Origin of the sequence: Phycicoccus sp. CSK15P-2 (assembly GCF_016888005.1) — a bacterium.
In the GTDB taxonomy this organism is placed as follows: domain Bacteria; phylum Actinomycetota; class Actinomycetes; order Actinomycetales; family Dermatophilaceae; genus Phycicoccus.
The window spans coordinates 131532-155804 of record NZ_JAFDVE010000011.1; the positions used below are offsets into that span (position 1 = coordinate 131532).

The 24273-nt window shown below is 72.2% G+C and carries 23 protein-coding genes; 5 read left to right on the top strand and 18 right to left on the bottom strand.

Translation table 11 applies throughout. The annotated features are described in order from the left end of the window. Window positions 1-82 precede the first annotated feature (82 nt). Window positions 83-460, top strand: coding sequence for a helix-turn-helix domain-containing protein (locus tag JQN72_RS18705; protein WP_204134550.1), 378 nt, complete (start codon window positions 83-85; stop codon window positions 458-460). Then, window positions 457-1053, top strand: a complete 597-nt coding sequence (locus JQN72_RS07540; RefSeq protein ID WP_204134551.1) for a PIN domain-containing protein — start codon at window positions 457-459, stop codon at window positions 1051-1053. Before JQN72_RS18705 ends, JQN72_RS07540 begins: the two co-directional genes overlap by 4 nt. Window positions 1054-1120: 67 nt before the next feature. Here JQN72_RS07540 and JQN72_RS07545 read toward each other — a convergent pair whose 3' ends face one another. Then, window positions 1121-1888: a thioesterase family protein gene (locus JQN72_RS07545; RefSeq protein WP_204134552.1), complete on the bottom strand. Its 768-nt coding sequence runs from the start codon at window positions 1886-1888 to the stop codon at window positions 1121-1123. A 101-nt stretch (window positions 1889-1989) separates the two neighbouring features. On the opposite strand from JQN72_RS07545, the gene JQN72_RS07550 reads away from it, so the two are divergent. After that, the gene (locus JQN72_RS07550; protein WP_204134553.1) at window positions 1990-2619 is read left to right on the top strand and encodes a class II aldolase/adducin family protein; all 630 of its coding nucleotides are present in this window, start codon (window positions 1990-1992) and stop codon (window positions 2617-2619) included. Window positions 2620-2628: 9 nt separating this feature from the next. On the opposite strand, the gene JQN72_RS07555 is transcribed toward JQN72_RS07550, so the two are convergent. The 3 genes from JQN72_RS07555 to mtnA are packed head-to-tail and all read right to left on the bottom strand — an operon-like array spanning window position 2629 to window position 5139. Then, window positions 2629-3402, bottom strand: a complete 774-nt coding sequence (locus JQN72_RS07555) for a hypothetical protein (RefSeq protein WP_204134554.1) — start codon at window positions 3400-3402, stop codon at window positions 2629-2631. Further along, window positions 3399-4055, bottom strand: coding sequence for a SatD family protein (locus JQN72_RS07560; RefSeq protein WP_239100282.1), 657 nt, complete (start codon window positions 4053-4055; stop codon window positions 3399-3401). Before JQN72_RS07560 ends, JQN72_RS07555 begins: the two co-directional genes overlap by 4 nt. 43 nt (window positions 4056-4098) lie before the next feature. After that, entirely contained in the window at window positions 4099-5139 is a 1041-nt protein-coding gene (gene mtnA, locus JQN72_RS07565) for an S-methyl-5-thioribose-1-phosphate isomerase (protein WP_204134555.1), read from the bottom strand. A 172-nt stretch (window positions 5140-5311) separates the two neighbouring features. Between mtnA and JQN72_RS07570 the strand changes: the two genes are divergently transcribed. After that, window positions 5312-6172, top strand: coding sequence for a universal stress protein (locus tag JQN72_RS07570; RefSeq protein ID WP_204134556.1), 861 nt, complete (start codon window positions 5312-5314; stop codon window positions 6170-6172). Here the strand turns inward: JQN72_RS07570 and JQN72_RS07575 are convergent. The 6 genes from JQN72_RS07575 to JQN72_RS18300 all read right to left on the bottom strand — a co-directional run bounded on the left by JQN72_RS07575 (window position 6162) and on the right by JQN72_RS18300 (window position 15925). Then, on the bottom strand, window positions 6162-8297 hold the full coding sequence (locus JQN72_RS07575; RefSeq protein ID WP_204134557.1) for a S9 family peptidase: 2136 nt from the start codon (window positions 8295-8297) through the stop codon (window positions 6162-6164). The genes JQN72_RS07570 and JQN72_RS07575 overlap by 11 nt on opposite strands. Before the next feature lie 82 nt (window positions 8298-8379). After that, window positions 8380-10140 carry a bifunctional UDP-sugar hydrolase/5'-nucleotidase gene (locus JQN72_RS07580; protein WP_204134558.1) on the bottom strand — a complete coding sequence of 587 codons (1761 nt, stop codon included), beginning with the start codon at window positions 10138-10140 and terminating at the stop codon, window positions 8380-8382. Window positions 10141-10279: 139 nt separating this feature from the next. After that, window positions 10280-13903 (bottom strand): DNA polymerase III subunit alpha, encoded by a 3624-nt coding sequence (gene dnaE, locus JQN72_RS07585; RefSeq protein ID WP_204134559.1) that lies wholly within the window; start codon window positions 13901-13903, stop codon window positions 10280-10282. Window positions 13904-14005: 102 nt separating this feature from the next. After that, window positions 14006-14929 (bottom strand): RluA family pseudouridine synthase, encoded by a 924-nt coding sequence (locus tag JQN72_RS07590; RefSeq protein WP_204134560.1) that lies wholly within the window; start codon window positions 14927-14929, stop codon window positions 14006-14008. Further along, window positions 14922-15452: a signal peptidase II gene (gene lspA / locus JQN72_RS07595; protein ID WP_204134561.1), complete on the bottom strand. Its 531-nt coding sequence runs from the start codon at window positions 15450-15452 to the stop codon at window positions 14922-14924. The genes JQN72_RS07590 and lspA overlap by 8 nt, the downstream gene beginning before the upstream one ends. A 29-nt stretch (window positions 15453-15481) precedes the next feature. Beyond that, entirely contained in the window at window positions 15482-15925 is a 444-nt protein-coding gene (locus tag JQN72_RS18300) for a TraR/DksA family transcriptional regulator (protein WP_307812500.1), read from the bottom strand. Between JQN72_RS18300 and JQN72_RS18305 the strand changes: the two genes are divergently transcribed. Further along, window positions 15879-16619, top strand: coding sequence for a hypothetical protein (locus tag JQN72_RS18305; protein ID WP_239100283.1), 741 nt, complete (start codon window positions 15879-15881; stop codon window positions 16617-16619). The two genes, JQN72_RS18300 and JQN72_RS18305, sit on opposite strands and share 47 nt — an antisense overlap. Here the strand turns inward: JQN72_RS18305 and JQN72_RS07605 are convergent. From JQN72_RS07605 to murC, 8 genes are all read right to left on the bottom strand, one after another. Beyond that, window positions 16529-17947, bottom strand: a complete 1419-nt coding sequence (locus JQN72_RS07605; protein WP_204134563.1) for a DivIVA domain-containing protein — start codon at window positions 17945-17947, stop codon at window positions 16529-16531. The two genes, JQN72_RS18305 and JQN72_RS07605, sit on opposite strands and share 91 nt — an antisense overlap. Before the next feature lie 133 nt (window positions 17948-18080). After that, the gene (locus tag JQN72_RS07610; RefSeq protein ID WP_204134564.1) at window positions 18081-18380 is read right to left on the bottom strand and encodes a YggT family protein; all 300 of its coding nucleotides are present in this window, start codon (window positions 18378-18380) and stop codon (window positions 18081-18083) included. 49 nt (window positions 18381-18429) lie between these two features. Further along, entirely contained in the window at window positions 18430-18903 is a 474-nt protein-coding gene (locus JQN72_RS07615) for a cell division protein SepF (RefSeq protein ID WP_204134623.1), read from the bottom strand. 55 nt (window positions 18904-18958) lie between these two features. Continuing rightward, window positions 18959-19654, bottom strand: coding sequence for a YggS family pyridoxal phosphate-dependent enzyme (locus tag JQN72_RS07620; protein ID WP_204134565.1), 696 nt, complete (start codon window positions 19652-19654; stop codon window positions 18959-18961). Further along, window positions 19651-20358 (bottom strand): polyphenol oxidase family protein, encoded by a 708-nt coding sequence (locus JQN72_RS07625; RefSeq protein WP_204134566.1) that lies wholly within the window; start codon window positions 20356-20358, stop codon window positions 19651-19653. Before JQN72_RS07625 ends, JQN72_RS07620 begins: the two co-directional genes overlap by 4 nt. Before the next feature lie 64 nt (window positions 20359-20422). Beyond that, window positions 20423-21832, bottom strand: coding sequence for a cell division protein FtsZ (gene ftsZ / locus JQN72_RS18310; protein WP_204134567.1), 1410 nt, complete (start codon window positions 21830-21832; stop codon window positions 20423-20425). Window positions 21833-22054: 222 nt separating this feature from the next. After that, window positions 22055-22816 (bottom strand): cell division protein FtsQ/DivIB, encoded by a 762-nt coding sequence (locus tag JQN72_RS07635; RefSeq protein ID WP_204134568.1) that lies wholly within the window; start codon window positions 22814-22816, stop codon window positions 22055-22057. Beyond that, window positions 22813-24273 carry a UDP-N-acetylmuramate--L-alanine ligase gene (gene murC / locus JQN72_RS07640; RefSeq protein ID WP_307812502.1) on the bottom strand — a complete coding sequence of 487 codons (1461 nt, stop codon included), beginning with the start codon at window positions 24271-24273 and terminating at the stop codon, window positions 22813-22815. The genes JQN72_RS07635 and murC overlap by 4 nt, the downstream gene beginning before the upstream one ends.

A 24273-nucleotide genomic window follows, 5' to 3' on the forward strand; every position in this document is an offset into this window, starting at 1 on the left:
GTCGATTCCGCTCGCCACCGGCGACCTCCAGAGCGGTATACACTTAGAGCACTTAGGGACTTCGAGGCTGCTGGGAGGCGACGTGAGCACAGCACTGACCGAGGACGTCCAGGCCCTACGCTCGAGTCTGGCCGGCGACGAGCCCGAGATCGAGGTGACCCTGCGCCTCCCCCGCGAGAGTGCGAAGAAGGTGCTGGCCCTCCTGGACGCCGAGCAGACCACGGGCGCACTCGTCGTTCCGGCCAAGCAGGAGTTCACCACGACCGAAGCGGCGAAGATTCTCGGAATGTCTCGCCCGACCCTGATGCGGATGATCGAGCGTCGAGGCATCGACTTCCGCATGGTCGGCAAGCACCACCGCATCCCGACCTCCTCGATCCAGAAGATGCGCGAGCTCCTCGACGAGGACCACATGGCGGTCGTGGCTGAGCTGGCGAACAAGTACGGGAATGTCGATTGAGTCTGTCGGTCACGCTCGCCGATGCGAACGTCCTGATCTCTCGAACTCTGCGCGACTACTTCGTATACGCCGCGAAGCTGGGCGCGCTGGACATCCACTGGAGCGAAGGCATCCTCGATGAGACGACCCGCAACCTCATCGACACGTTCGACTTCACCCAGGAGGATGCCGAGGTCCTCGTCGACCGGCTGAGTGCGTACATCCCGACTGCGCTCGTCGAGGTCAAGAAGCGCGACGAGACACGGGTCGCCAAGGTCGACATGGATGCCAAGGACCGCCACGTTCTCGCCGCCGCGCTCTCGGCACATGCAGAGCTGCTACTGACGCAGAACGTCCGCCACTTCCCGAGGGAGTGGATGTCCAAGCGCGGCATCGAGCTTGTCAACGCGGGCGCGCTCCTCACGCGACTGGCCGACGAGTACCCGGACATCCTGCGAGAGGCCCACCGACTCGGCCTGAGCTCACGCCCTCAAACCGAAACGGATGTGTTTGCGATCCTGGTCGACCAGGTCGGTGAGGACGTGATGGCCGTCGTCCGCGCAGTCGTGACGGCCGAGCCGGCGGCTCAGAGTGAGTCGGACTCGGCTGGCTGAACCGTCTCGGCCCCTGCCTGCATCACCGCGTCTTCGCCGTCTCCGGTCGGGGAACGGACCGTGGTCATCAGCGGGGGCGGACGGTGAGGCTCTGGGCGAGCGTCCCGACCGGGCCGTCGGTGTCACGCAGGACGCTGCTCGTGAGCCCCACGCCGCCCGGGCCGAACCACACCGACGTGTCGAAGCCCATCCACTCCCCCGCCGGCTCCCGGACGAGGTGCGCGACGAGGTCGACGTTCGGGAAGTGCACCTGCGCCGGGTCGGCCCGCACGAGCATCCCGTTCGCGAGGTCGAACAGGCCGACGAGCCGCGCGAGGTCGCTGACCGGGCCGTCTAGGAGCGGCTGGTGCGCCCGCGCCCAGAAGCAGCCCCGGCCCGGCTCGACCCGGTGCCGGCGCAGCTCCACGGAGTCGATGAAGCCCCCGGGCCAGGTCTCGCTCGGGGTCCAGGGCGCCAGCTCGTCCGGCCCGGGGATCTCGGGCAGTGGCGAGCCGGCGATCGCCGCCGTGTCACGCGGCTCGAGCAGCCACGCGCGCAGCACGACGACATCGCGGCCGGCGTGCGCCATCGTCGCCTCGACGAGCTCGACCGTGCGCCCCGGACGCAGCGTCCGCACCGAGGTCTCCACCTCCGCCACTGGGACCGTGCCGAGGATGTCGTACGCGAGACGGGAGACCACCATCCCCGGGCCCCGACGAGCGTCCCGTTCCTGCTCCACCAGGTGCACGAGCAGCCCGAGCGCCGGTGCGATGTGCTGCTCCTCCTCACGCCAGGCGCCGCCGGTGTGCTCGGTGGCGCGGAAACGCCCGTCAGCCAACTGCTCGAAGTACGCCACGCCTCTCCTCACCTCGCGAACCCGACCCGACCCTACGACCCGGCCGTGCCACCCGGCCGCGGCACCGGGACCCGAGGTCGCCGGTGGGGCATGATCGACGGGTGAGCGACCCGCGCGCCGCCCTCGCCGACGAGCTCGCCGCCGCCGGACGCCATGTCGTCGAGCGTGGCCTGGTCCAGGCGAGCGGCGGGAACCTCTCGGCCCGCATCCCCGGCACCGACCGTTTCCTCGTCACGGCGACGGGGACCTGGCTCGACCGCCTGACCGACGAGTCGTTCGCGGAGCTGACCCTGGACGGCGAGCACGTCGGCGGGGCCGAGCATCCCTCGGGCGAGTGGCGGCTGCACCAGCGCACGTACGCCGTCCGGGACGACATCGCCGCCATCGTGCACCTCCACCCGCAGCACGTGCTGCTCGTCGACATGCTCGGCGCACCCATCCGCTACACGACGCTGGATCACCGCTTCTACGTCGGCAGGGCCGGGCGGGTGCCGTTCTTCGCGTCGGGCAGCACCGAGCTCGCCGACGCCGCCGCGGAGGCGGCACGGGAGCACGACGCGGTCGTCCTGGCGCACCACGGGTGCTCGACGCTCGGCGACTCGGTGGAGACGGCCCTCCGGCGCGCCCTCAACCTCGAGGAGGCGGCGAGGATGACCTACCGGCTGCTGCTCGCCGGCGACACGACGTCCGACTTCCCGGCCGAGTGGGCCGACCGGATCATCGAGGCCTGAGCGACCGGGTCAGCCCGCGAGGACGAGGCTGCCGAGCGCGAGGAGCCAGGAGACGAAGGACCCGACGAGGAAGTACTCGGTGACCTCGTCGATCCCCACCCCCTCGACGGACACCCGCTCACTGCGCTTGCTCTGCAGCTCGGGGAAGCGGATGAGGCCCTTCGCCGCGATGACCAGGCCGGCCGCACCCAACTGTCCTGCGAGGCCCAGCCCGAGGATGAGGACCCGCTCCATCGGCCCGAGCAGGCGACCGCCGCGCAGCTGGTCCGCCGGCTCGTCACCGAGTGTGACGCGGGCACGCTCGGCGGGCCGCTTGGCCCCGATGGCGACGAGGACGAGCTGCACGACGACGTTGCCCGTGGCGAGGTTGGCGAGCAGGAGGCCCACGACGACCACGGCGACCCCGACGTCGGCGTCCCCGACGGCGCCGGGCAGCTCGGCCCACGCGAGCCATCGCCCGAGCACGCCACCCGGCTGCCCCGACCATCCGGAGAGTCCGACGAGCCACCCGGCCCCGACGGCGAGCGAGGCGAGCGCGGCGAGGTGACCGGTACCCGTCATGAGCGCCTGCTGGGAGTAGCGCAGCCACAGCACGAGCGGCACGAGGGCCGCCGCGAGGACGACGAGGTCGACGGGGCCGTGGAGGCCGGCGAGCAGTGCGACGACGACGACCCCCACCGCCCCGACGAGCCGCGCGAGGGGCTCGGCCCCGGGACGCTCACCACCGCCCCGGACGAGATCGGCCAGGCCCAGCCCGACGAGCCACACACCGAGCCAGGTCACGGCAGGCTCCGCAGGAGGTCGTGGGCGGCGAGCACGGCTCCGATGCCGTCCGAGCGCACGCGCTGGGACACGGCGGAGGCACTGATGCCCTCGCGCTCGGCGAGGGCCGCCTGGGTGGTGTCGGGGTCCATGAGTCCTCTCAGCAGCCGTAGGGGGCGGTCCGTCAACGAGCCAACCAGATGGTCCCGACACAGCAGGGCCGCGTTGACGGCGTCGGCCACCGGCGACCCGGTCCCGGCGTGCCGGTAGGCGGTGCGCAGCTCGCGCGTCGCGGCCCTCTCGGCCGCCGACTCCGCGGCCTCGACGGCCTCCCGCGCCGCCCACCAGCCGGGGCCGTCCTCGATGCCGCGCGCGTCGTCGACCACCGTGACCTCGCCCCTCCCCACGCCGACCCGGACGTCGACGTCCGGCAGCAGGTGGAGGCGGACCCGGAAGGCGGCGTCGAGCGCCACGCCCAGGCGGTCGTAGACGCCCTGGAACTCGTCGCCCACCGTGACCCGTAGCGGCCTGGTACCCGGGACGGCCCGTTCCGTCGCCTCGAGGGCCGCCATGACGGCGTCGTGGACGCCGCGGCGGTCCCGGGCGGTCCGGGAGCCCACGAGGTCCCCGATGATGACCACCTGGGATGAAGGCTCAGACTTCATCTGACTCATATGAAGACCATACCTTCATTTTTGTCAGATGAAGTCTCTGGCTTCAGGAAAGGTCGCTCATCACGGCCCCGCCGGCCGGCTCGACGACACCCCGCTCGGTGGCGACGGCCGAGACGAAGCGCGCCGGGGTCACGTCGAAGGCCGGGTTGAAGCCGGCACTCTCCTCCGGGGCGACCCGCCGACCCGCGACGGTCGTGACCTCCTCCCCCGACCGCTCCTCGATCTCGATGCCGTCACCGTCCGCCATCGTGAGGTCGACGGTCGACCACGGCGCGGCGACGAGCAGCGGGATGCCCGCCTCCCGGCACGCGAGCCCCACCGCCAGCGTGCCGATCTTGTTCGCCACGTCCCCGTTGGCCGCCACCCGGTCGGCGCCCACGACCGCGCAGTCCACGAGCCCGCGCAGCACCGTGGAGGCGGCCGCACCGTCGACCTGCACCCGGTGCTCGACGCCCTCCGCGGCGAGCTCCCAGGCGGTGAGCCGGGCACCCTGGAGCAACGGCCGGGTCTCGTCGGCGTAGACGACCTCCAGCCGCCCCCGGGCCTGCAGCTCGCGCACCACCCCGAGAGCGGTGCCCCAGGCCGACGCCGCGAGCACCCCGGCGTTGCAGTGGGTGAGGACCCGTACCCGGTCGCGGTCCATCCGCGCGAGCAGCCAGTCCGCCGCACGCCGGGACAGCTCGCGGTTGGCGGCCTCGTCCTCGGCGGCCACCCGACGCGCCGCGGCGAGCACCGCCTCCCGCCCCTGCGCGAGAAGCGGGCGCACCGCGTCGACGCCCCATGCGAGGTTGACGGCGGTCGGCCGGGCGTGGCGGACGCGGTCGATCTCGGCCTGCAGGCGCTCCTCGCCCCACCCCTCGCGCTCGGCCTGGTCGAGCGCGACGAGCACCCCCATCGCCCCCGCGACACCCAGGGCCGGCGCCCCCCGGACGGCGAGCTCCTCGATGGCCGCGACGAGCCCGTCGACGTCCCGGACGACCCGGTCCTCGGTCCGCGACGGCAACAGGGTCTGGTCCAGCAGCCGCAGCACGCCTCGCCCGTCGGGTCCCCCGGTGTCGTCCCACGAGATGGTGCGGATCGTCATGGCCGCACCCTAACGGCCGGTCCGCCACCGGCGACGTGCCGCCGGACCTTGCGCCGGGCCGGACACGGTGGCACGGTCGAAGGGTCGGGACGCCGTCCCGACGACGACGGACGCGTCATCCGTTCACCGCCGCTGGCGGGCCCGCCGCCACACCGGCCCGAGAGGACGGACGATGGACAGGTCCCGTGTCGTCGTGGGAGTGGACGGCTCCCCCTTGTCGAAGACCGCGGTCGTCCAGGCAGCGCACTACGCGAGCACGCGAGGCTTCGGCCTCCACGTGCTGCACGCCTTCGCACCCGACCTGCCGATGCTGGGCTTCGGAGCACTCGCCGACCGGGACGCGGTGAGCGAGCACGGCCGCCGACTGCTCCAGGACGCGACCGCGCGTGCCCACTCGGCCCATCCGGACCTCACGGTCACCCACGGCCTCACCGACGGCTACGCGGGCAAGGCGCTCGTCGCCTCCTCGCACACCGCAGCGCTCGTGGTCGTCGGTGCCGTCGGCTACGGCCTGCTCAGCCGGACGAGCATGGGCGCCGTCGCGATGCAGGTCATCACCCACGCCCACTGCCCGGTCCTCGTCGTCGGCCACGAGCGCGACGGCGCGCCGACCCCCGGCAGCCGGGTCGTGTGCGGCTGGGACGGGTCGGACCACGCCCGCGCCGCCCTCGCCACTGCGGTCCGCGAGGCCGCGGTCGTCGAGGGCACGGTCGAGGTCGTCCACGCCTGGGAGCCGCGCGGCGCCACCGACCCCACCCTCGGAGAGGCCTCGAGCTGGGAGGAGTACTCCACCGCCGTCGAGCGACGGGTCATGGACGCGGTCGAGCCCCTGCGCGCCGAGTACCCCGACCTCAAGGTCGACGTCCGCGTGGTCCGCGACGAGCCCGTCCATGCGCTGTCCGCCGCCGCCGAGGGCGCCGGCGTGCTCGTCGTCGGAGCACGTGGGGTGGGCGGCTTCCAGGGTCTGCACGTCGGTGCGACGGCGCTGCGGCTCGTCGGCCGTGCCCCCTGTCCCGTGCTCGTCAGTCGCTGACCGGCGCGGCCACGCGCTCCGCAGCACCCAGCTGCTCGAGCACGAACGCCCACTCCCACGCGATCTGCTCCCACGCGGCGTAGCGGCCGCTGCGGCCGCCGTGCCCCGCGGACATCTCGGTACGCAGCAGCACCGGGCGCTCCGCCGGGTCGTTGGTCACGGTCTCGCGCAGCCGGGCGACCCACTTGGCGGGCTCCGTGACGTAGACCCGCGTGTCGTGCAGGCTGCTCGTGGCGAGGACCGCCGGGTACTCGGCCGCCCGGACGTTCTCGTACGGGGTGTAGGAACGCATCGCCGCGTAGACCGCCGCGTCGGACAGCGGGTCGCCCCACTCCTCCCACTCCCCCACGGTGAGCGGGAGCTCGGGCTGGAGGATCGTGTTCAGCGCGTCGACGAACGGGACGGCCGCGTGCGCCACCCGGAAGCGCTCCGGCGCCAGGTTGAGCACGGCGCCGACGAGCAGCCCACCGGCCGAGCCGCCTTCGAGCCCGAGCCGGTCCGGCGCGACCCATCCGGTGTCGACGAGGTGGGTGGCCACCGCCACGGTGTCACCGAACGTGTTGACCTTGGCGAGCAGCTTCCCGTCGTCGTACCAGCGGCGGCCCATCTCGCCGCCGCCACGCACGTGGGCGACGGCGACGACGACGCCGCGGTCGAGCAGCCCGAGGCGCGCCACCGAGAAGTACGGGTCCGAGGAGATCTCGTAAGCGCCGTACGCGGTGAGCAGCCCGGGGTTCGTGCCGTCCGGGCCCACCCCACGGCGGCGGACCACCGAGACCGGGATGTCGGCACCGTCGGCCGCCCGGACCCACTCCCGCGACTCCTCGTAGTCGTCGGCGTCGAAGCCCCCGAGCACCGGCTGACGCTTGAGCTCGGTGCGGGCGCCGGTGGCGAGGTCGACCTCGAGGACGGTGCGCGGGGTCGTCCACGACTCGACGACGACCTGGAGGGCGGTCTGCGCCGGCTCCGGGTTGTCACCGAGACCGATGGTGTGCACCGGCTGGGCGACCTGGACGTCCCACGGCGTGCCGTGACCGGCCGGGGACGTGACGTCACGCGGCAGGACACGCAGTGCCGTGAGGCCACCGGTGCGCAGCGTGAGGACCGTCGCGGTGTCGAAGGCGTCGACCCCGACGAAACGCTCGCCCTCCCCGGAGGCGAGGAGCGGCACCCACTGGTCCGCGCTCGTCGCGTCGAGCGGCGCCCACGCGAGGTCGGAGTCCGGGGTGTCGGTGTTGTGCACGACGAGGAGCCGGTCGTCGGCCGGTTCGACGTCGTACTCGACACCGTCGCGCCGCGGTGCGACGACCCGCCACTCCCCCTCCGGGTCGTCCGACGCGAGGATCCGGACCTCCGAGGTGGTCTTCGAGCCCAGGCCGAGCAGCAGCCAGCGCTCGTCGCGGCTGCCGCTGACCCCCATCCAGAACCGTTCGTCGTCCTCCTGGTGGACGAGGACGTCCTCGGCGGGGTCGGAGCCCACCCGGTGCCGCCACAGCTGGTACGGGCGCCAGGCGTCGTCGACCCGGGTGTAGAAGACGAACCCGCCGTCCCGGCTGAACTCGCAGCCGTAGCCGATGCCCGTGAGCGAGGTGTCGAGGACCCGGCCGGAGGAGACCTCGCGGACCGTGAGGTCGAAGCGCTCGTCGCCCGCGGTGTCGACGGCGAAGGCGAGCAGCCGGTGGTCCGGGCTGACGGTCAGTGCTCCGAGGGAGAAGAACGGCGACTCCCCGGCCTCGACGTTGCCGTCGAGGACGACCTCCTCACCCGGGACCGCGGCCCCCTCGGGGTCGGGGCGGACGTCGCCGTCGGCGCGTGGCGCCCGCACGTGCACGGCGTACTGCTTGCCCTCCGCGGTCCGGCTGAAGTACCACCACGGCCCGCTCGCGACCGGCACCGACAGGTCGTCCTCCTTGACCCGTGCCTTGATCTCCTCGAACAGCGTGCGACGCAGGGGCGCGAGCTGCTCGGTCATCGACTCCGCGTAGGTGTTCTCCGCCTCGAGGTGGGCGAGGAGGTCGGGGTCGTCGAGGTCGCGCATCCACCAGTAGGCGTCCTCGACGGACTCGCCGTGGTGCTCGCGGACGTGGGGGCGGCGCGGGGCGACCGGGGGTGTCGGGGTCGGCATCCCGCCACCCTATGCGCGCCCGGTGACGCACCGAGGGCCGCACCCCGGGCAGGGGGTGCGGCCCTCGAGCGGACCACCGTGGTCAGAGACCGGCGACGCGGTCCTCCGGTGCGGTGACGCCCGGGTGCGCCTTGAAGTAGTCGACGAGGTTCGCGAGGTCCTCGGCACCACCGAGGACGTTCGTCCCGGCCGAGAACCCGGTGAACAGGTCACCGCCGTTGGCGAGGAAGTTGAGCGTGGACACGCGGTAGGTGGCGTCCATGCTCATCGGCTCGCCGTCCAGCGTCATCGAGCCGTCGACGACCGTGTGGCTCGCGGCGTCCCACTCGTACGCGAAGCCCTCGGACACCCCGAGCGCGAGCATCGGACGGCTGCCCCGCTCGGGCACCGGCTGGTACTGCTGCTCGAGGACCGTCCTGATCTGCTCACCGGTGAGGTCCATCGAGACGAGCAGGTTGCCGAACGGCGCGATGTCGTACGCCTCGGCGTAGGTGATCTCACCGGTGCCCTCGTCGTACTTCGGCTCGAGCGGCAGCTCCTCGCGGACGCCACCGATGTTCATGAACGAGATCTGCGCACCACCGTTCTCCGGCGCCTGGGTGCCCCAGAGGATCGCGTCGGCGACGAGGTCGCCCATCGGGGTCTCCTCGCAGCGGCAGGTGCCGGAGTCGCCGAGGATCGGCTCGGCGTTAGTGCCGACGACCTGCGCGGCGAGCGGGCCCGCGATGGTGTCCCACTTGTCGATGATCCGGGTCTGCTCGGCGTCGGCCGGGTACTTCTCGCGGTCGACGAGGACGTTGCGCGCCGTGGAGCGCTTGCGGTCGACGTCACCGGTGCGGCGGTCGATGACGAGCGTGGTGTCCGTGACGACCTGGCCGTAGGAGGCGGCGCTCGTCACGAGCCGCGGGTTGCCCTTCGGGTCCGGGATCGAGCAGACGTACGGCTGGTGGGTGTGCCCCGTGATGATGGCGTCGACGTCGGCCGTCATCGTCTCGGCGATCGTCGTGATCGGGCCGGAGATGCCCTCGCACTGGTCGTAGGTCCCGGCCTGGTAGCCACCCTCGTGGAGAAGGACGACGATCGAGTTCACACCCCGGCGCTTGAGGGCCCGGGCCTGCCGGTTGGCGGTCTCGACCTCGTCCTTGAACTCCACGCTCGACACCCCGGCCGGGTCGACGAGCGTGGGCGTGGCCTCGAGGGTCATCCCGATGAAGCCGATCTTCATGCCGCCGACCTTCTTGACCGACGTGCCGGGCAGGAGGGTGCGGCCGTTGGACTTCTTGACGACGTTCGCGGCGAGCCACTGGAAGTCGGCGCCACCGTACGGGTCGTCCTCGAAGTAGCAACCGTCGTCGGGGTGGCAGCCGCCCTTCTGCATCCGGAGCAGCTCGTCGGTGCCCTCGTCGAACTCGTGGTTCCCGACGCTGCTGACGTCCAGGCCCATGGCGTCGAGGGTCTCGACCGACGGCTCGTCGTGGAAGAGACCGGAGAGGAAGGTCGAGCCGCCGATGAGGTCACCGGCCGCGACGGTGAGGGACCGCCCCTTCGGCGCCTCCTCACGCAGCTCGGCGAGAGCCGTGGCGAGGTGCTCGGCGCCGCCGGCGGGGGTCTGGCTCGGGTCCTGCTCCTCGTCGAGCGGGTCGTCCGTGGCCTCGAGGTGGCCGTGGTAGTCGTTGAACGACAGGATCTGGACGGCCTGGGTGCGGCCGTGGCCCCAGCCCGGCCAGTGGCCGTGGCCCTTGCCGTGGCCGCCGGCCACGGCGGCAGGGGTGCCGGCGGCGAAGGCGGCGAGCGCGGTGGCGGCGATGCCTGCGCCGAGCACGCGACGACGAGTCGATCTCATGGTGTCTTCTCCTCGAGGTGGGACGAGCGCCATCACCCTAGGCGAGACCGCCCGCGTGGGGCAGGTCCTGTGACGCGCGAATCCGCGACGACACGAGGTGTTCACATCCGCCGTGGTCGTGCCGACCGCGGCCGGCGGGTCACGAGAGGCAGCGGGGGCCGAGGAGGACCTTGAGGTCGCCGAAGAGGGCCTCGTCGGCGTTGACCCGGAAGGCGGGGTCGAGCCGGATCTCGACGGCGCGCCCGGGCTTGGTGAGCCGCAGGTGGACCTCCGTGGTCCCCGGGTGGTTGGTCAGGACGCCCTTGAGGTCCTCGATGCGCTGCGCCGTGGCCCGGGCGGTCTCCATCGTGACGACCACCGGGCCGCGCGGGCCCTCGGAGATGTCCGGCAGGGTGAGCTCCTGGGCGTAGATCGACACCGCGTCGTCCCGGCGGTTGATCTTGCCGCGGACGACGGCGATCTGGTCCTGCTGGAGCATCCCGGCCACGGTCATGTACGTGCTCGGGAAGAAGAGGCACTCGATCGACCCGGCGAGGTCCTCGACCGTGGCGATGGCCCACAGGTCGCCCTTCTTCGTCCGCTTGACGGCGAGCCCCGTGATCAGGCCGGCAATGGTGACCATCGACCCCTCGGGCCGTCCCCCCTCGTCGGCCGTCAGCGCGGCGATCTGGGTGTCGGCGTGCGCCTGGAGGACGTGCTCGACCCCGAACAGCGGGTGGTCCGAGACGTAGAGGCCGAGCATCTCGCGCTCGAAGGACAGCAGGGTCTGCTTGTCCCACTCGACCCCCGGGACGGCGGTCAGGCCCATCATGTCGTCACCGCCGGCAGCCCCAGCGGCGTCGTCCCCGAAGGCGCCGAAGAGGCTGTCCTGGCCGATGGCCTCCTGCCGCTTGACCGACACGAACGCGTCGACGTACTCCTCGTGGACCCGTACGAGGCCCATCCGGGTCTCGGCGAGGCCGTCGAAGGCCCCGCCCTTGACGAGCGACTCGATGGTGCGCTTGTTGCAGACGACTGCGGGCACCTTGGACATGAAGTCGCGGAACGAGGTGAACCGGCCCTTCTCCTCGCGGGCCTGGATGATGGCCTCCACGACGTTGTGGCCGACGTTGCGGATGGCGTGCAGGCCGAACCGGATGTCGGTGCCGACCGCGGCGAACTGGCCGACCGAGTCGTTGACGTCCGGCGGCAGGACCTTGATGCCCATCCGCCGGCACTCCCCCAGGTAGAGCGCCGACTTGTCCTTGTCGTCGCCGACGCTCGTGAGCAGCGCGGCCATGTACTCGGCCGGGTAGTTGGCCTTGAGGTAGGCGGTCCAGTACGAGACGAGCCCGTACGCCGCGGTGTGCGCCTTGTTGAACGCGTAGTCGGAGAAGGGGACGAGGACGTTCCACAGCGCGGCGACCGAGGCCTCGTTGTACCCCTTGGCCTTCATGCCCTCGGAGAAGGGGACGTACTCCTTGTCGAGGACCTCCTTCTTCTTCTTGCCCATCGCCCGGCGGAGGAGGTCTGCGTTGCCGAGCGTGTAGCCGGCGAGCTTCTGCGCGATCTCCATGACCTGCTCCTGGTAGATCACCAGGCCGTGGGTCGTGCCGAGGATGGGTTCGAGCGCCTCGACCATCTCGGGCTGCAGCTTGCCCTTCAGCTGCGGGTCGAGCGGGATGAGCTCCTGCTTGCCGTTCTTGCGCAGCGCGAAGTTCGTGTGCGCGTTGACGCCCATCGGACCGGGCCGGTAGAGCGCGAGGGCGGCGGAGATGTCCTCGAAGTTGTCGGGCTGCATGAGCTTGAGCAGCGTGCGCATCCCGCCGCCGTCGAGCTGGAACACCCCGAGGGTGTCGCCGCGCTGGAGCAGCTCGTAGGCGGGCTTGTCGTCGAGCGTCTTGGTCAGGGCGTCGAGGTCGATCTCCTCGTTCCGGTTGGCCTGCACGTTCTCGATGGCGTCGTCGAGGATCGTGAGGTTGCGCAGGCCGAGGAAGTCCATCTTGACCAGGCCCAGGTTCTCGCAGCTCGGGTAGTCGAACTGGGTGATGACCTGGCCGTCCTGCAGCCGCCGCATGATCGGGATGACGTCGACGAGCGGCTCGCTCGACATGATGACGCCCGCGGCGTGCACGCCCCACTGCCGCTTCAGGCCCTCGAGGCCCTTGGCGGTCTCGACGATCTCCTGCAGGTGCGGCTCGGTCTGGACGAGGTCGCGGAACTCCTTGCCCTCGCCGTAGCGCGGGTGCTCGGCGTCGTAGATGCCGGACAGCGGCACGCCCTTGCCCATGACGTCGGCGGGCATCGCCTTGGTCAGCTGCTCGCCGACGGAGAACGGGTGGCCCATGACCCGCGAGGAGTCCTTGACGGCCTGCTTGGCCTTGATCGTGCCGTAGGTGACGATCTGGGCGACCCGCTCCGAGCCGTACTTCTCGGTGACGTACTTGATGACCTCACCCCGTCGGCGCTCGTCGAAGTCGACGTCGAAGTCGGGCATCGAGGCGCGCTCGGGGTTGAGGAAGCGCTCGAAGATCAGGCCGTGCGGGACCGGGTCGAGGTCGGTGATCTTCATCGCGTACGCACACATCGACCCGGCACCCGAGCCACGGCCAGGACCCACCCGGATGCCGTGGTCCTTGGCCCACGTGATGAAGTCGGCGACGACGAGGAAGTACCCCGGGTACCCCTTACCCAGGATCACCTCGGTCTCGAACTCGGCCTGCTTGCGCGCGTACTCCGGAACCCCGCCGGGGAAGCGATCGCGCAGGCCCTTCTCGACCTCCTTGACGAACCAGCTCTCCTCGTTCTCCCCGGGCGGGCAGGGGAAGCGCGGCATGTACCGACCCTCCCCCTCGGTGAAGGAGATGTCGCACATCTCGGCGATGCGGAGGGTGTTGTCGCAGGCCTCGGGCAGCTCACGCCAGGTGTGCCGCATCTCCTCGGCCGACTTGAGGTAGAAGTCGTCGGAGTCGAACTTGAACCGGTTCGGGTCCATCATCGTCGAGCCGGACTGGACGCAGAGCAGCGCGCCGTGGGCCTTCGCGTCGTCCGGGCTGGTGTAGTGCAGGTCGTTCGTGGCGACGAGCGGGAGGTCGAGCTCACGGGCCAGGCGCAGGAGGTCCTGCTGGACACGGCGCTCGATGTCGAGGCCGTGGTCCATGAGCTCGCAGAAGTAGTTCTCCTGGCCGAAGATGTCGCGGAAGTCCGAGGCCGCCTGCTTGGCGAGGTCGTACTGCCCGAGCCGGATGCGGGTCTGCACCTCCCCGGACGGGCAGCCGGTCGTGGCGACCAGGCCGCTGCCGTACTGCGAGAGGAGCTCGCGGTCGATGCGCGGCCACTTGGCGTAGACCTGGTCGAGCGAGGCCTGGCTGTCGAGCCGGAAGAGGTTGCGCAGCCCGTCGTTGTCCTTGGCCAGCAGCGTCATGTGGGTGTACGCGCCGGAGCCGGAGACGTCGTCGCCCGGGCGGGTGCGCTCGTCACCCCACTTGACGCGGGTCTTGTCGGTGCGGTGCGTGCCCGGGGTGACGTAGGCCTCGACCCCGATGATCGGCTTGACGCCGGTGCCCTGCGCCTTCTTCCAGAACTCGTAGGCGCCGAAGACGTACCCGTGGTCGGTGGTCGCGAGCGCCGGCATCCCGAGCTCCGCTGCGCGTTGGAAGAGGTCGCCGATCCGGGCGGCGCCGTCGAGCATCGAGTACTCGGTGTGCACGTGGAGATGGACGAACTGGTCCGTGCCCTTCGCAGGTGACGACGGGGCGGGGCGCGGGGCGGACGGGGTCGACATCGCCGACCATCCTAGGTCGGCCCGGGGACACCGCTCGGCGTGTCGTGGCCCGTGTCGCGCGGTCCGCCGGCGCGGCGCCCGGCACGGTCCACGAGAGGGACCTCAGAGGCGGTCGAGAGCCTGCTGGAGGTCGTCGGGGTAGCCGCTCTCGAAGGTGACCCACTCCCCCGACCCGGGGTGCTCGAACCCGAGCCCGACGGCGTGCAGCCATTGCCGCTCCAGACCGAGGCGCTTCGCGAGGCTGGGGTCGGCGCCGTAGAGCGGGTCACCGACGCAGGGGTGGCGGACGGCGGCCATGTGCACCCGGATCTGGTGGGTCCGCCCGGTCTCGAGCCGGATCTCGAGCAGGCTCGCGTGCCGGAACGCCTCGAGCAGCTCGTAGTGCGTCACCGCATGCTTGCCGACGTCCATCACGGCGAACTTGTAGTCGTGGCCCGGGTGCCGGCCGATCGGGGCGTCGACGGTGCCCACGAGCGGGTCGGGCAGGCCCTGGACGAGCGTGTGGTACGTCTTCTCGACCCGCCGCTCCTTGAACGCACGCTTGAGGACGCTGTACCCGCGCTCGCTCTTGCACACGACCATGAGACCGGACGTGCCGACATCGAGCCGCGAGACGATGCCCTGACGTTCGCTGGCACCACTGGTCGAGATCCGGTAGCCGGCGGCCTTCAGACCGGCGAGGACGTTCGGCCCGCTCCACCCGACACTCGGGTGGGCGGCCACCCCCACCGGCTTGTCGACGACGACGATGTCGTCGTCGTCGTGGACCACGCGCATCCCCGGGACCGGCTCGGCGACCACCTCGAGGGTGGGGCTCGCGGGGCCGCTCGGGATGGTGACCTCGAGCATGTCGCCCGCGCTCACCCGGTGGCTCTTGCCGACACTCGTGGCGTTGACGCTCACCTCACCGCCGGCCGCGAGGTCGGCCGCCCGGGTGCGGGACAGGCCGAACAGCCGGGCGATGGCGGCGTCCACCCGCTCGCCCTCGAGGCCGTCGGGGACGAGCACGGTGCGCTGGTCAGCCATCGGGCTGCTCCTGGGCACCGACCACCGGCTCACGGGCGGCGAGCGGGACACCCCGGTGCGCGAGCAGCATGACGACCCCCGCCGCCGCGACGATGGCGATGTCCGCGACGTTCCCGACGAACCAGCCGAAGTAGTCGATGAAGTCGACGACGTGCCCACGTCCCGGGCCGGGCGACCGCGCGAAGCGGTCGACGAGGTTGCCGACCGCACCGCCGAGGAGGAGGCCGAGGGTCAGCGCCCACGGCCGGTTGCGCACCCGCCGGGCGGCCACGAGGACACCGACGAGGATCGCGAGCGAGACGAGGGTGAGCACCCATGTCGCGCGGTCGCCCACCGAGAAGGCGGCGCCCGGGTTCCGCACGAGGTTCAGCCGGATCGCGGAGCCGATGACGTCGACCGGCTGGCCGGGGGTCAGTGCGGCGAGCGCCCAGACCTTCGTGGCCTGGTCGAGGACGAGGGTCACGCCCGCCACGAGGACCAGGAGGGAGCGGGGGCCGACCCGTCCGGAACCGTCTGTGGTCATGGCCGGGGACGAGGACGGCCCGACGGCCGTCAGCGACGCTCCTGGAGCGTCTTGCACGACAGGCAGAGGGTCGCGCGCGGCGCGGCCTGGAGGCGCATCTTGCCGATCGGGTTCCCGCAGGACTCACACGTCCCGTAGGTGCCGGTGTCCAGCCGCTCCAGGGCGTGCTCGGTCTGCTCGAGCATCTCGCGCGCGTTGTTGGCGAGCGAGATCTCCTGCTCGCGCTCGTACGTCTTGGCGCCGGCGTCCGCCTGGTCGTCGCCGGCCCCGTCGCCGGAGTCGCGCATGAGGTCGACGATGTCGCTCTCGGCGTTCTCGAGCTCCTCGCGCAGCTGGGCCACCTCGCGCTCGAGCTCCTCGCGGATCCCTCGGACCTCCGCAGCGGTCCACTTCTTCTCGTTCTCGAGAACGGGCAGGGTTGCGGGCGTGACCTTCGCAGAGGTCTTCTTCGCCGTCTTCGTCGCGCTCTTCACCGGTGCCGCCTTCTTCGTCGTGGAGGTCTTCTGGACCGGCGTCTTCTTCACCGTGGAGCTCTTCTCGGCCGCCGGCGACTTCTTCGCCGGGGCGGACTTCTTCGCGGCCGACGACTTCTTCGCCGGAGCAGACTTCTTCGCGGCCGACGACTTCTTCGCCGGGGCGGACTTCTTCGCGGCCGACGACTTCTTCGCCGGAACAGACTTGTTCGTCGTGGAGGCCTTCTCGGCCGACGTCCTCTTCGCCGGAGCCGACTCCTTCGAGGCGGAGGACGTGGTGGCGCCGGACGACGCCGTCGCGGCCGACGTCGAGGCCCCGGAGGTGGCCGGCGTCGAGCTGGTCGAGGCGCCGCGACCGCGACCGACGGCCTTGCGGGCGTTGCTCGCCGCGCGGGACGTCGTCTTCCTCGCGGCGTCGATCGCCCGCTTCACAACCATCTCGTCCAACCCTTTCCCGGGCCGGCCGGGCCTGTCTGACCCGGCCGGTGCGTGGAGGATACGGGTGCTTCCCGTGGTGCCTCAACGCGGGTCCCGCGCCGATCGTGCGTGGACCCCAACGACGAGGGGCCCGGGATGGTGCCCGGACCCCTCGTCGTGTGGTGCTCAGCCCTGGTGCTCGTGCTGCTTCGCGGCGTCCTCCGCCGCGTCGCCCTCGGAGTCCGGCTTGAGGTCGGCCAGCTGGTGCTGGATGTAGTCGTGGAGCCGGCTGCGGTAGTCCCGCTCGAAGCCCCGCAGCTCCTCGATCTTGCGCTCGAGGAGCTGGCGCTCCTTGCCGAGCTCCTCGAGGACCGCCGCCTTCTTCTGCTGCGCCTCGGCGACCATGCCCGTCGAGCGCTCCCGGGCCTCGGTGAGCATCTCGTCCCGCTGCGTGGTCGCGGTGCCGATCATCTCGTCCCGCTGCGCCGTGGCGGTCGTGACGAGCTCGTCGTGCTGCGACTGACCGGTGCTGAGGAGCTCGTCGTGCTGCGACTGGCCCGTCGTGACGAGCTCGTCGTGCTTGGACTGCCCGGTGGACAGCAGCTCGTCGTACTTCGCCTGGCCGGTCGAGATGAGCTCGTCGTGCTTGCGCTGGGCGGTCCCGAGGAGCTCGTCGTGGCGACGCTGACCCTCCGTGATGAGCTCCTCGCGCTTGGACTCACCGGCCGAGACGTGCTCGTCGTGGAGCCGCTGCGCGAGAGCGATGACGCCCGCGGCGCTCGCCCCGCCACCGGCGGCGGCCAGCGCGGCGACGTCGCCGGCACCCGCGACAGGGGTGCTCGAGGCAGCGGACGCGGCCTGCTGCTCGGCAGCGTCGGCCCGCTGCTGGGCTTCCGCGACGCGCTTCTCGACATCGGCGACCCGCTGGTCGGCCTCGGCCTGGACCTCCTGGAGGCGTGCCTCCAGGGTGGCCACTCGCTCGTCGGCGGCCTGGCCACCGGCCTGCTGGGCGGACTGCAGCTGGGCCTCGAGCCCGCGGACCTTCTCCTCGAGGGAGTTGGCGTGGCTCTCGATCTGGGTCGAGTGGTGCTCGAGCTCGGTCGCGCGGCGCTCGGCGTCGGCGACCCGGCCGTCGGCGTCACCGCTGTTCGCGCGAAGCTCCTCGAGCTGGCGCTGGAGCTCGGCGGACTGCTGCTCGAGCTCCCCGTTGCGGTGCTCGAGCTGGCCGACCTGACCCTGGAGCTCGGCGGCGCGGGACTCGGTGTCGCCGCTCTTGTTCTCGAACTCGCCGAGGCGCGCCGTGAGCTCGCTGCGCGCACCCTCCAGCTCGGAGACGCGTGCCGCGAGGGTGGCGTTCTTCGAGCGGAGCTCCTCGAGCTCGCGGGCGCTGTTGTCGGCGTCGGCCCGGGAGACGACCGGGGCCAGGCCCTTGCCGTCCCGGGCGCCGGAGAGCTCCCCGCGCAGGTCGTCGGACTCCTTGAGCATCCGCCGCATCTCGACGACGACGTCGTCGAGGAAGTCGTCGACCTCACGCTCGTCGTAGCCACGACGGAACTGGGTCTGGGTGAACGTCTTGTTCAGGACGTCCTCGGGCGTGAGAGCCATCTGCAACTCCTGCTGGCGCGGGGGGCACGGGCGAGCCCGGAGACAACGTTGACGCTGCCTCGGGGTCTCGAAGGGACACCCTACGCGATGCCGGGGCGTGAGAGACGGGAGTTACCAGAAGTGACTCAACTCGTCACGCCGACGCGCGGGCCAAGGTCAGAAGAACCTCTCGGACCACGACGACACCGACGAAGAGCACGAGGAAGGAGAGGTCGATGGTGGCCCCACCGACACGCAGCGGGGGGATGAAACGGCGCAGGGCCCGGATGGGCGGCTCGGTCATCGTGTACACCGGCTCGGCGACGAGGAGAACGACCCCGCGGGGCCGCCAGTCCCGCGCGAACGTCCGGATCCCCTGGAAGACGACACGACCGACGAGGACCAGGAGGAACAGGTAGACCACGAAGGCCAGCGCGGAGAGGGTCGTCGACATGACAGGTAAGTCTGGCGGATCACCCTGAGCGCGTGGCGGGCGGCCCCGGTCAGCTCTGGTTGAAGACTCCGCGGGCCGGCGGGACCGCGCCGTCCTCGGCGGTGACCTCGACCGTCTCCGGGGAGAGGAGGAAGACCTTGGACGTGACGCGCTCGATGCTGCCGTGCAGCCCGAACACCAGGCCCGCGGCGAAGTCGACGAGGCGCTTGGCGTCGGCGTCGCTCATGTCGGTGAGGTTCATGATGACCGGCACGCTGTCCCGGAAGTTCTCACCGATGGTCTTGGCCTCGTTGTAGGTCCGCGGGTGGATCGTCGTGATCCGCGAGATCGAGGCCGCCTCGTGCGGGCGCACGACCTCGGCGACGGCACGACGGGTCGGCAGCGGGGTGACCTCGGCGCCACGGTGCTCCGTGACGTCGTCGGTGTCGGGCTGGTCGTCGTAGTCGTAGTACTCGTCGTCGTAGCCGCCCTGGTCCTCGGCGAGGCCCAGGTAGACCATCGTCTTGCGCAGCGCGCCTGCCATCCCGTGCTCCTCGGTCGTCGGCTCCGCCTTCCGGTGCCGTGCGTCGTGACCGAAGTTACCCGTGTGACTCACGAGAACCGAGGATTGCCGAGCCGACACGCAGGTGTGTCGCGCCTTCGGCCACCGCGTCCTCGAGGTCGCCGCTCATCCCGGCGGAGATGGCGGTGGCGCCCGGATGAGCGCTGCGCAGCCGCTCGGAGAGCTCGCGCAACCGCGCGAAGGCGGGCCGCGGAGGCTCGCAGCGCGGGGCGACCGCCATGACACCGCGCAGCCTCAGGTGCTCCAGCCCGGCCACGAGGTCGGCCAGCGCGGGGACGTCCGCAGCGGGCGCTCCCCCGCGACCGCCCGCGGTGTCCAGGCCCACTTGGAGGAGGACCTCGATCGCGCGCCCCTCACGCTCGGCGGCGCGGTCGAGCGCCCGAGCCAGCTTCTCGCGGTCCAGCGAGTGGACGACGTCGGCGTACCGGGCCACCGAGCCGGCCTTCCTCGTCTGCACCTGACCGACGAAGTGCACCGTGAGCCCGGAGCGCGCCGCGACCTCCGGCAGCTTCGCGGCCGCCTCCTGGTCGCGGTTCTCCCCGATGTCGGTGACCCCCAGGTCCACGAGGAGGTCCAGGTCGGAGGTCGGGAACCGCTTCGTCACGACGACGAGGGTGGGGGCGTCCGTGCGTCCGGCGGCCGAGAGCGCGGCGTCCACCCGCTCGTGCACCCGGGCCAGACCCGCGGCGAGCTCCGCCCGCCGGTCGCTCACGACGCCACCCGTCGCACGACCCCGGCGAACCGGCCGGTCGTGCGGTCGCGCCGGTAGGAGTAGAGGTCGTCCCGCTCACGGGTGCAGCCGGGCACCCAGGTCACCGGGACGTCGCGGGCGGTGAGGCGGGCGACCACGCCGGCCGCGACGTCCACCGCCGTCGTCCCGGTCCAGGAGACCGTCGCAGCGAGGGGAGCCACCCCGGCGACGTCGTCACGCATCGCCGCGGGCACCTCGTAGCAGCGGCCGCACACCGACGGCCCGACGACCGCGTCGACCGCGGACGCGCCGAGGTCACGCATGGCGTCCAGGGCCGCGTCGACGACCCCGGCGACCAGCCCGGGACGGCCGGCGTGCACCGCCGCGACGACACCGTCGGGGCTGGCGAGGAGGACGGGGACGCAGTCGGCGACGAGCACGGCGACGGCGAGCTCGGCGCTCGTCGTCACGAGCGCGTCCGCCGAGGGCGCGACCTCCGGGACGGTGTCGACGACCGCGACCTCGGCGCCGTGGCACTGGTCCATGTAGACGACCGGAGCCCCGACCGCGGCGGCGAGCCGGGAACGGTTCTCGCGCACCGCGTCCGGGTCGTCCTCGACGTGCAGCCCGAGGTTCAGGCCGAGCCACGCCCCTCGGCTCACCCCGCCCTCACGACCGGTGAGGGCCCGGTGGACACCGCCCGTCGTCTGCTCCCAGGTGAACACGGACCCACCGTAGACGCGCCGGGGCGGGCCGGGAGCCCCGGCCCGCCCCGGCGTGCGTCGAGTCCTACTTGAGGAAGTCCGGAACGTCGAGGTCGTCGGCCTCGTCGAAGGTGACGGTCCGCGGCGGCTGCTGCTTGGCCGGCTCGGGCGGCGTCGACTCCCGCTCGGTGCGCACCGGCTCCTCGTCCGCGTCGGGCTCCTCCGGGACGACGGCCGGCGGGACGGCGGGGGCCGACGGCTCGGGGCTCTCCTGGTGCGGCCGGAACATCTCGCCGGGCGGCGGCGCGGCGGGCGGGGCCGACGGCGCCGTCGAGGGCGGGGACACCGCCGCGCCGGACGCCGCGCCACCGCCGATGACCGCCGGGCGGGAGGTGGCCGGAGCACCGGGCGCCGCAGGGGCCGGCGGCGTCGTCGACGGGGTCGAGGTGGTCGACGGCGTCGAGGGAACGGCCGGTGGCGGCGAGACCGGCGGGACCGGACGCCCCTGGATCGTGCCGAGGGCGCGGTCGTCCTGCCTGCGGACCGGGGCTCCGCCGTCGAAGCCCGCCGCGATGACGGTGACCCGGACCTCGTCGCCGAGGGCGTCGTCGATGACCGCCCCGAAGATGATGTTGGCCTCGGGGTGCGCGGCCTCCTGGACGAGGCGTGCCGCCTCGTTGATCTCGAAGAGGCCGAGGTCGCTGCCGCCCTGGATCGAGAGAAGCACCCCGTGGGCGCCGTCGATGCTCGCCTCGAGCAGCGGGCTGGAGATCGCGAGCTCGGCGGCCTGGACGGCGCGGTCCTCACCCCGGGCCGAGCCGATGCCCATCAGGGCCGAGCCCGCTCCTTGCATGACGGACTTGACGTCGGCGAAGTCGAGGTTGATCAGGCCCGGCGTGGTGATGAGGTCGGTGATGCCCTGGACGCCGGAGAGCAGCACCTGGTCGGCGCTGCGGAAGGCGTCGAGCATCGAGACGCCGCGGTCGCTGATCGAGAGCAGCCGGTCGTTGGGGATGACGATGAGGGTGTCGACCTCGTCGCGCAGCGCGGCGATGCCGGACTCGGCCTGGTTGGCGCGGCGCCGGCCCTCGAAGGTGAAGGGCCGGGTGACGACACCGATGGTCAGGGCGCCGAGACCCTTGGCGATCCGGGCGACGACCGGGGCGCCGCCGGTGCCGGTGCCACCGCCCTCGCCTGCGGTGACGAAGACCATGTCGGCCCCCTTGAGGACCTCCTCGATCTCCTCGGCGTGGTCCTCGGCGGCCTTCTTGCCGACGTCCGGGTCCGCACCCGCACCGAGGCCGCGGGTGAGCTCGCGCCCGACGTCGAGCTTGACGTCCGCGTCGCTCATGAGAAGGGCCTGGGCATCGGTGTTGACCGCGATGAACTCGACCCCCTTGAGGCCGACCTCGATCATCCGGTTGATGGCGTTGACGCCGCCTCCGCCGATGCCGACGACCTTGATGACGGCGAGGTAGTTCTGGGGTGATGCCACGGCTGGGGGCCTTCCACTGGGACGTCGGCGGTGCGGTGATGCCGACCGAACTCTCGAGGTGAGGTCGAGGGTTACTGTTCGGTGACGGTGTCGATGGGACGACGCTACGTCCGCCCCCGCTGTCCGGCGCAACATGAGCGTGGCGTGTCGCGACATCCCGTGGTACGAATCCTGCCACGTGGAACCGAGAGCGGACCATCCGCCCCATCCGTCACACGAGCGTCATCGGGTCACGGGGGTGTTCGGGGCGCTGACGTCGATGGTCCTCGCCTTCGTCCCGAGCAGTGCGCGCAGCACACGGATCTTCAGCTCGGCGTCGTCGGCGCCGCCCCAGACGACGGTGCGCTTGCCCAGCGTGAACGTCACGAGGTCGGCGCTGCTGACGGTGACCGCCGAGACGTCGTCCGCGAGGTCTTCTGGGAGAGCGGTGAGCAGGGCGAACGCGGCGGCGAGGGCCTCCGGGGTCATCGCCCGCTCCCCCGTCGCGGTGACGACGGGGATGCCCTTCGGCGCCTTCTTCACGGTGCCGAACGCGACCCCGGTGGCATCCACGACCTCGAGTCGACCTTGAGGGTTCTTGACGACGATCGCGGCGGTCCGCGGCACGACGTCGACCTCGAGCGACCGTGGCCAGCCGCGCCGTACCGACACCTCCGCGACGGTGATCCGTGTCCGGACGTCCGCCTCGACGGCTGCGGTGTCGACCCGCGCGAGGGGGGTGCCCGGCGGGACGTCGACGAGCCCGCGGACCGCCTTCTCCTCGGCGCCGTCGACACCGGAGACGACGACCTCGCGCACACCGAGGACGTCGGTCCAGCCGACCACGTACCCCGCGCCGACGAGGACTCCCGCGACGGCCACGGTCCCCAGGGCGCGCAACCACGGGCGACGCCGCCGCGCGATCGCCCGGTCTCGGAACCGGGACGCCGACGACTCGACACCGGTGTGGGACGGGCGCCGCGGGCGGGTCGCCGTGCGGCTCATCCGGACTCCCGGCCGTGGCGGTCGCGGAGCGCGTCGAGCAACGGCGCCCCGAGCGCGGTGACGTCCCCGGCACCGACGGTCAGGACGAGGTCGCCGGGGCGGGCGGCCTCCGCGAGTGTCGCCACGGCGACCGGCGCGGTGAGCCCCACCTCGACGAGGCGTTCGCCCGGCAGGTCCCGGAGCGGGTCGCCGACGAGCGCCGAGGAGACGCCCGGCATCGGCGCCTCACGCGCGCCGTAGACGTCGAGCAGGACCACGTGGTGCGCGGGAGCGAGCGCCGCCGCGAAACCCTCAGCGAAGTCGCGGGTCCGGCTGTACAGGTGTGGTTGGAACACGACGAGGACCCGGCCGTGTCCGGCGCGCTCGACGACCCCCCGTGCCGTGGAGACCACCGCCGCGACCTTTGCCGGGTTGTGCGCGTAGTCGTCGACCACGGTCACCCCGTCGACCGACCCCCGCACCTCGAAGCGCCGGCGCACCCCGGTGAAGGCCGCGAGCCCGGCGAGCACCGCGTCCGGGTCCTGGCCGAGCCCGACCGTGGCGGCGAGGAACGCGGCCGCGGCGTTGCGGACGTTGTGGTCGCCCGGCACCTGGAGGACGAGGGTGTGCTCGCTCCCCCGCCACGTGAACGGGCTCCGCGTGCCGAGGCCCTCGGGCGTCGTGTGGATCAGCCGGAGGTCGGCGACCGGGTCCGCCCCGTACGTGACGACCTGTCGACCGGCGGCTCGCTCGCCCTCGGCCAGCCTGCGGGCCCCGGGGTCGTCGAGGCAGGCGACGAGCACGCCACCCTCACGCACGGTGGCGGCGAACTCGACGTAGGCGGCGTCGACCGCCTCGGGGGTCCCGTAGAAGTCGAGGTGGTCGGGCTGGACGGTGGTGACGACGCCGACCTCGGGCCGGTAGACGAGGAACGTGCCGTCGCTCTCGTCGGCCTCGACGACGAAGGCCTCCCCCGCGCCCACGGCCGCGTTCGAGCCGAGCTGCGGGATCTCGCCGCCGCCGGCGTAGGACGGGTCGGCCCCGGCGTGGACGAGCGCGACGGTGAGCATCGAGGTCGTCGTCGTCTTGCCGTTCGCCCCCGCGACCGCCACCCCACGGCTGCCGGCCATGAGCGACGCGAGAGCCTGGGAGCGGTGCAGGACCCGCAGCCCGCCGGCCCGGGCAGCCGCGAGCTCGGGGTTGTCCTCGCGGATGGCCGAGGACACCACGACGGTGTCGACGCCGGCGAGGTGCGCGGCGTCGTGCCCGACGTGGACGGTGGCACCGGCCTCGCGAAGGCCCGCGAGGGTGGGCGAGTCGGCGGCGTCGGACCCGCTGACCGTCACGCCTCGACCCAGCAGCAGCCGGGCCACCGCGGACATGCCCGCACCGCCGATCGCGACGAGATGGACCGCACCGAGCCGGTCCCACGGCGGGACCGGCGCCCGGAGGTCGACCCGGGGGTTGACGACGGGCAC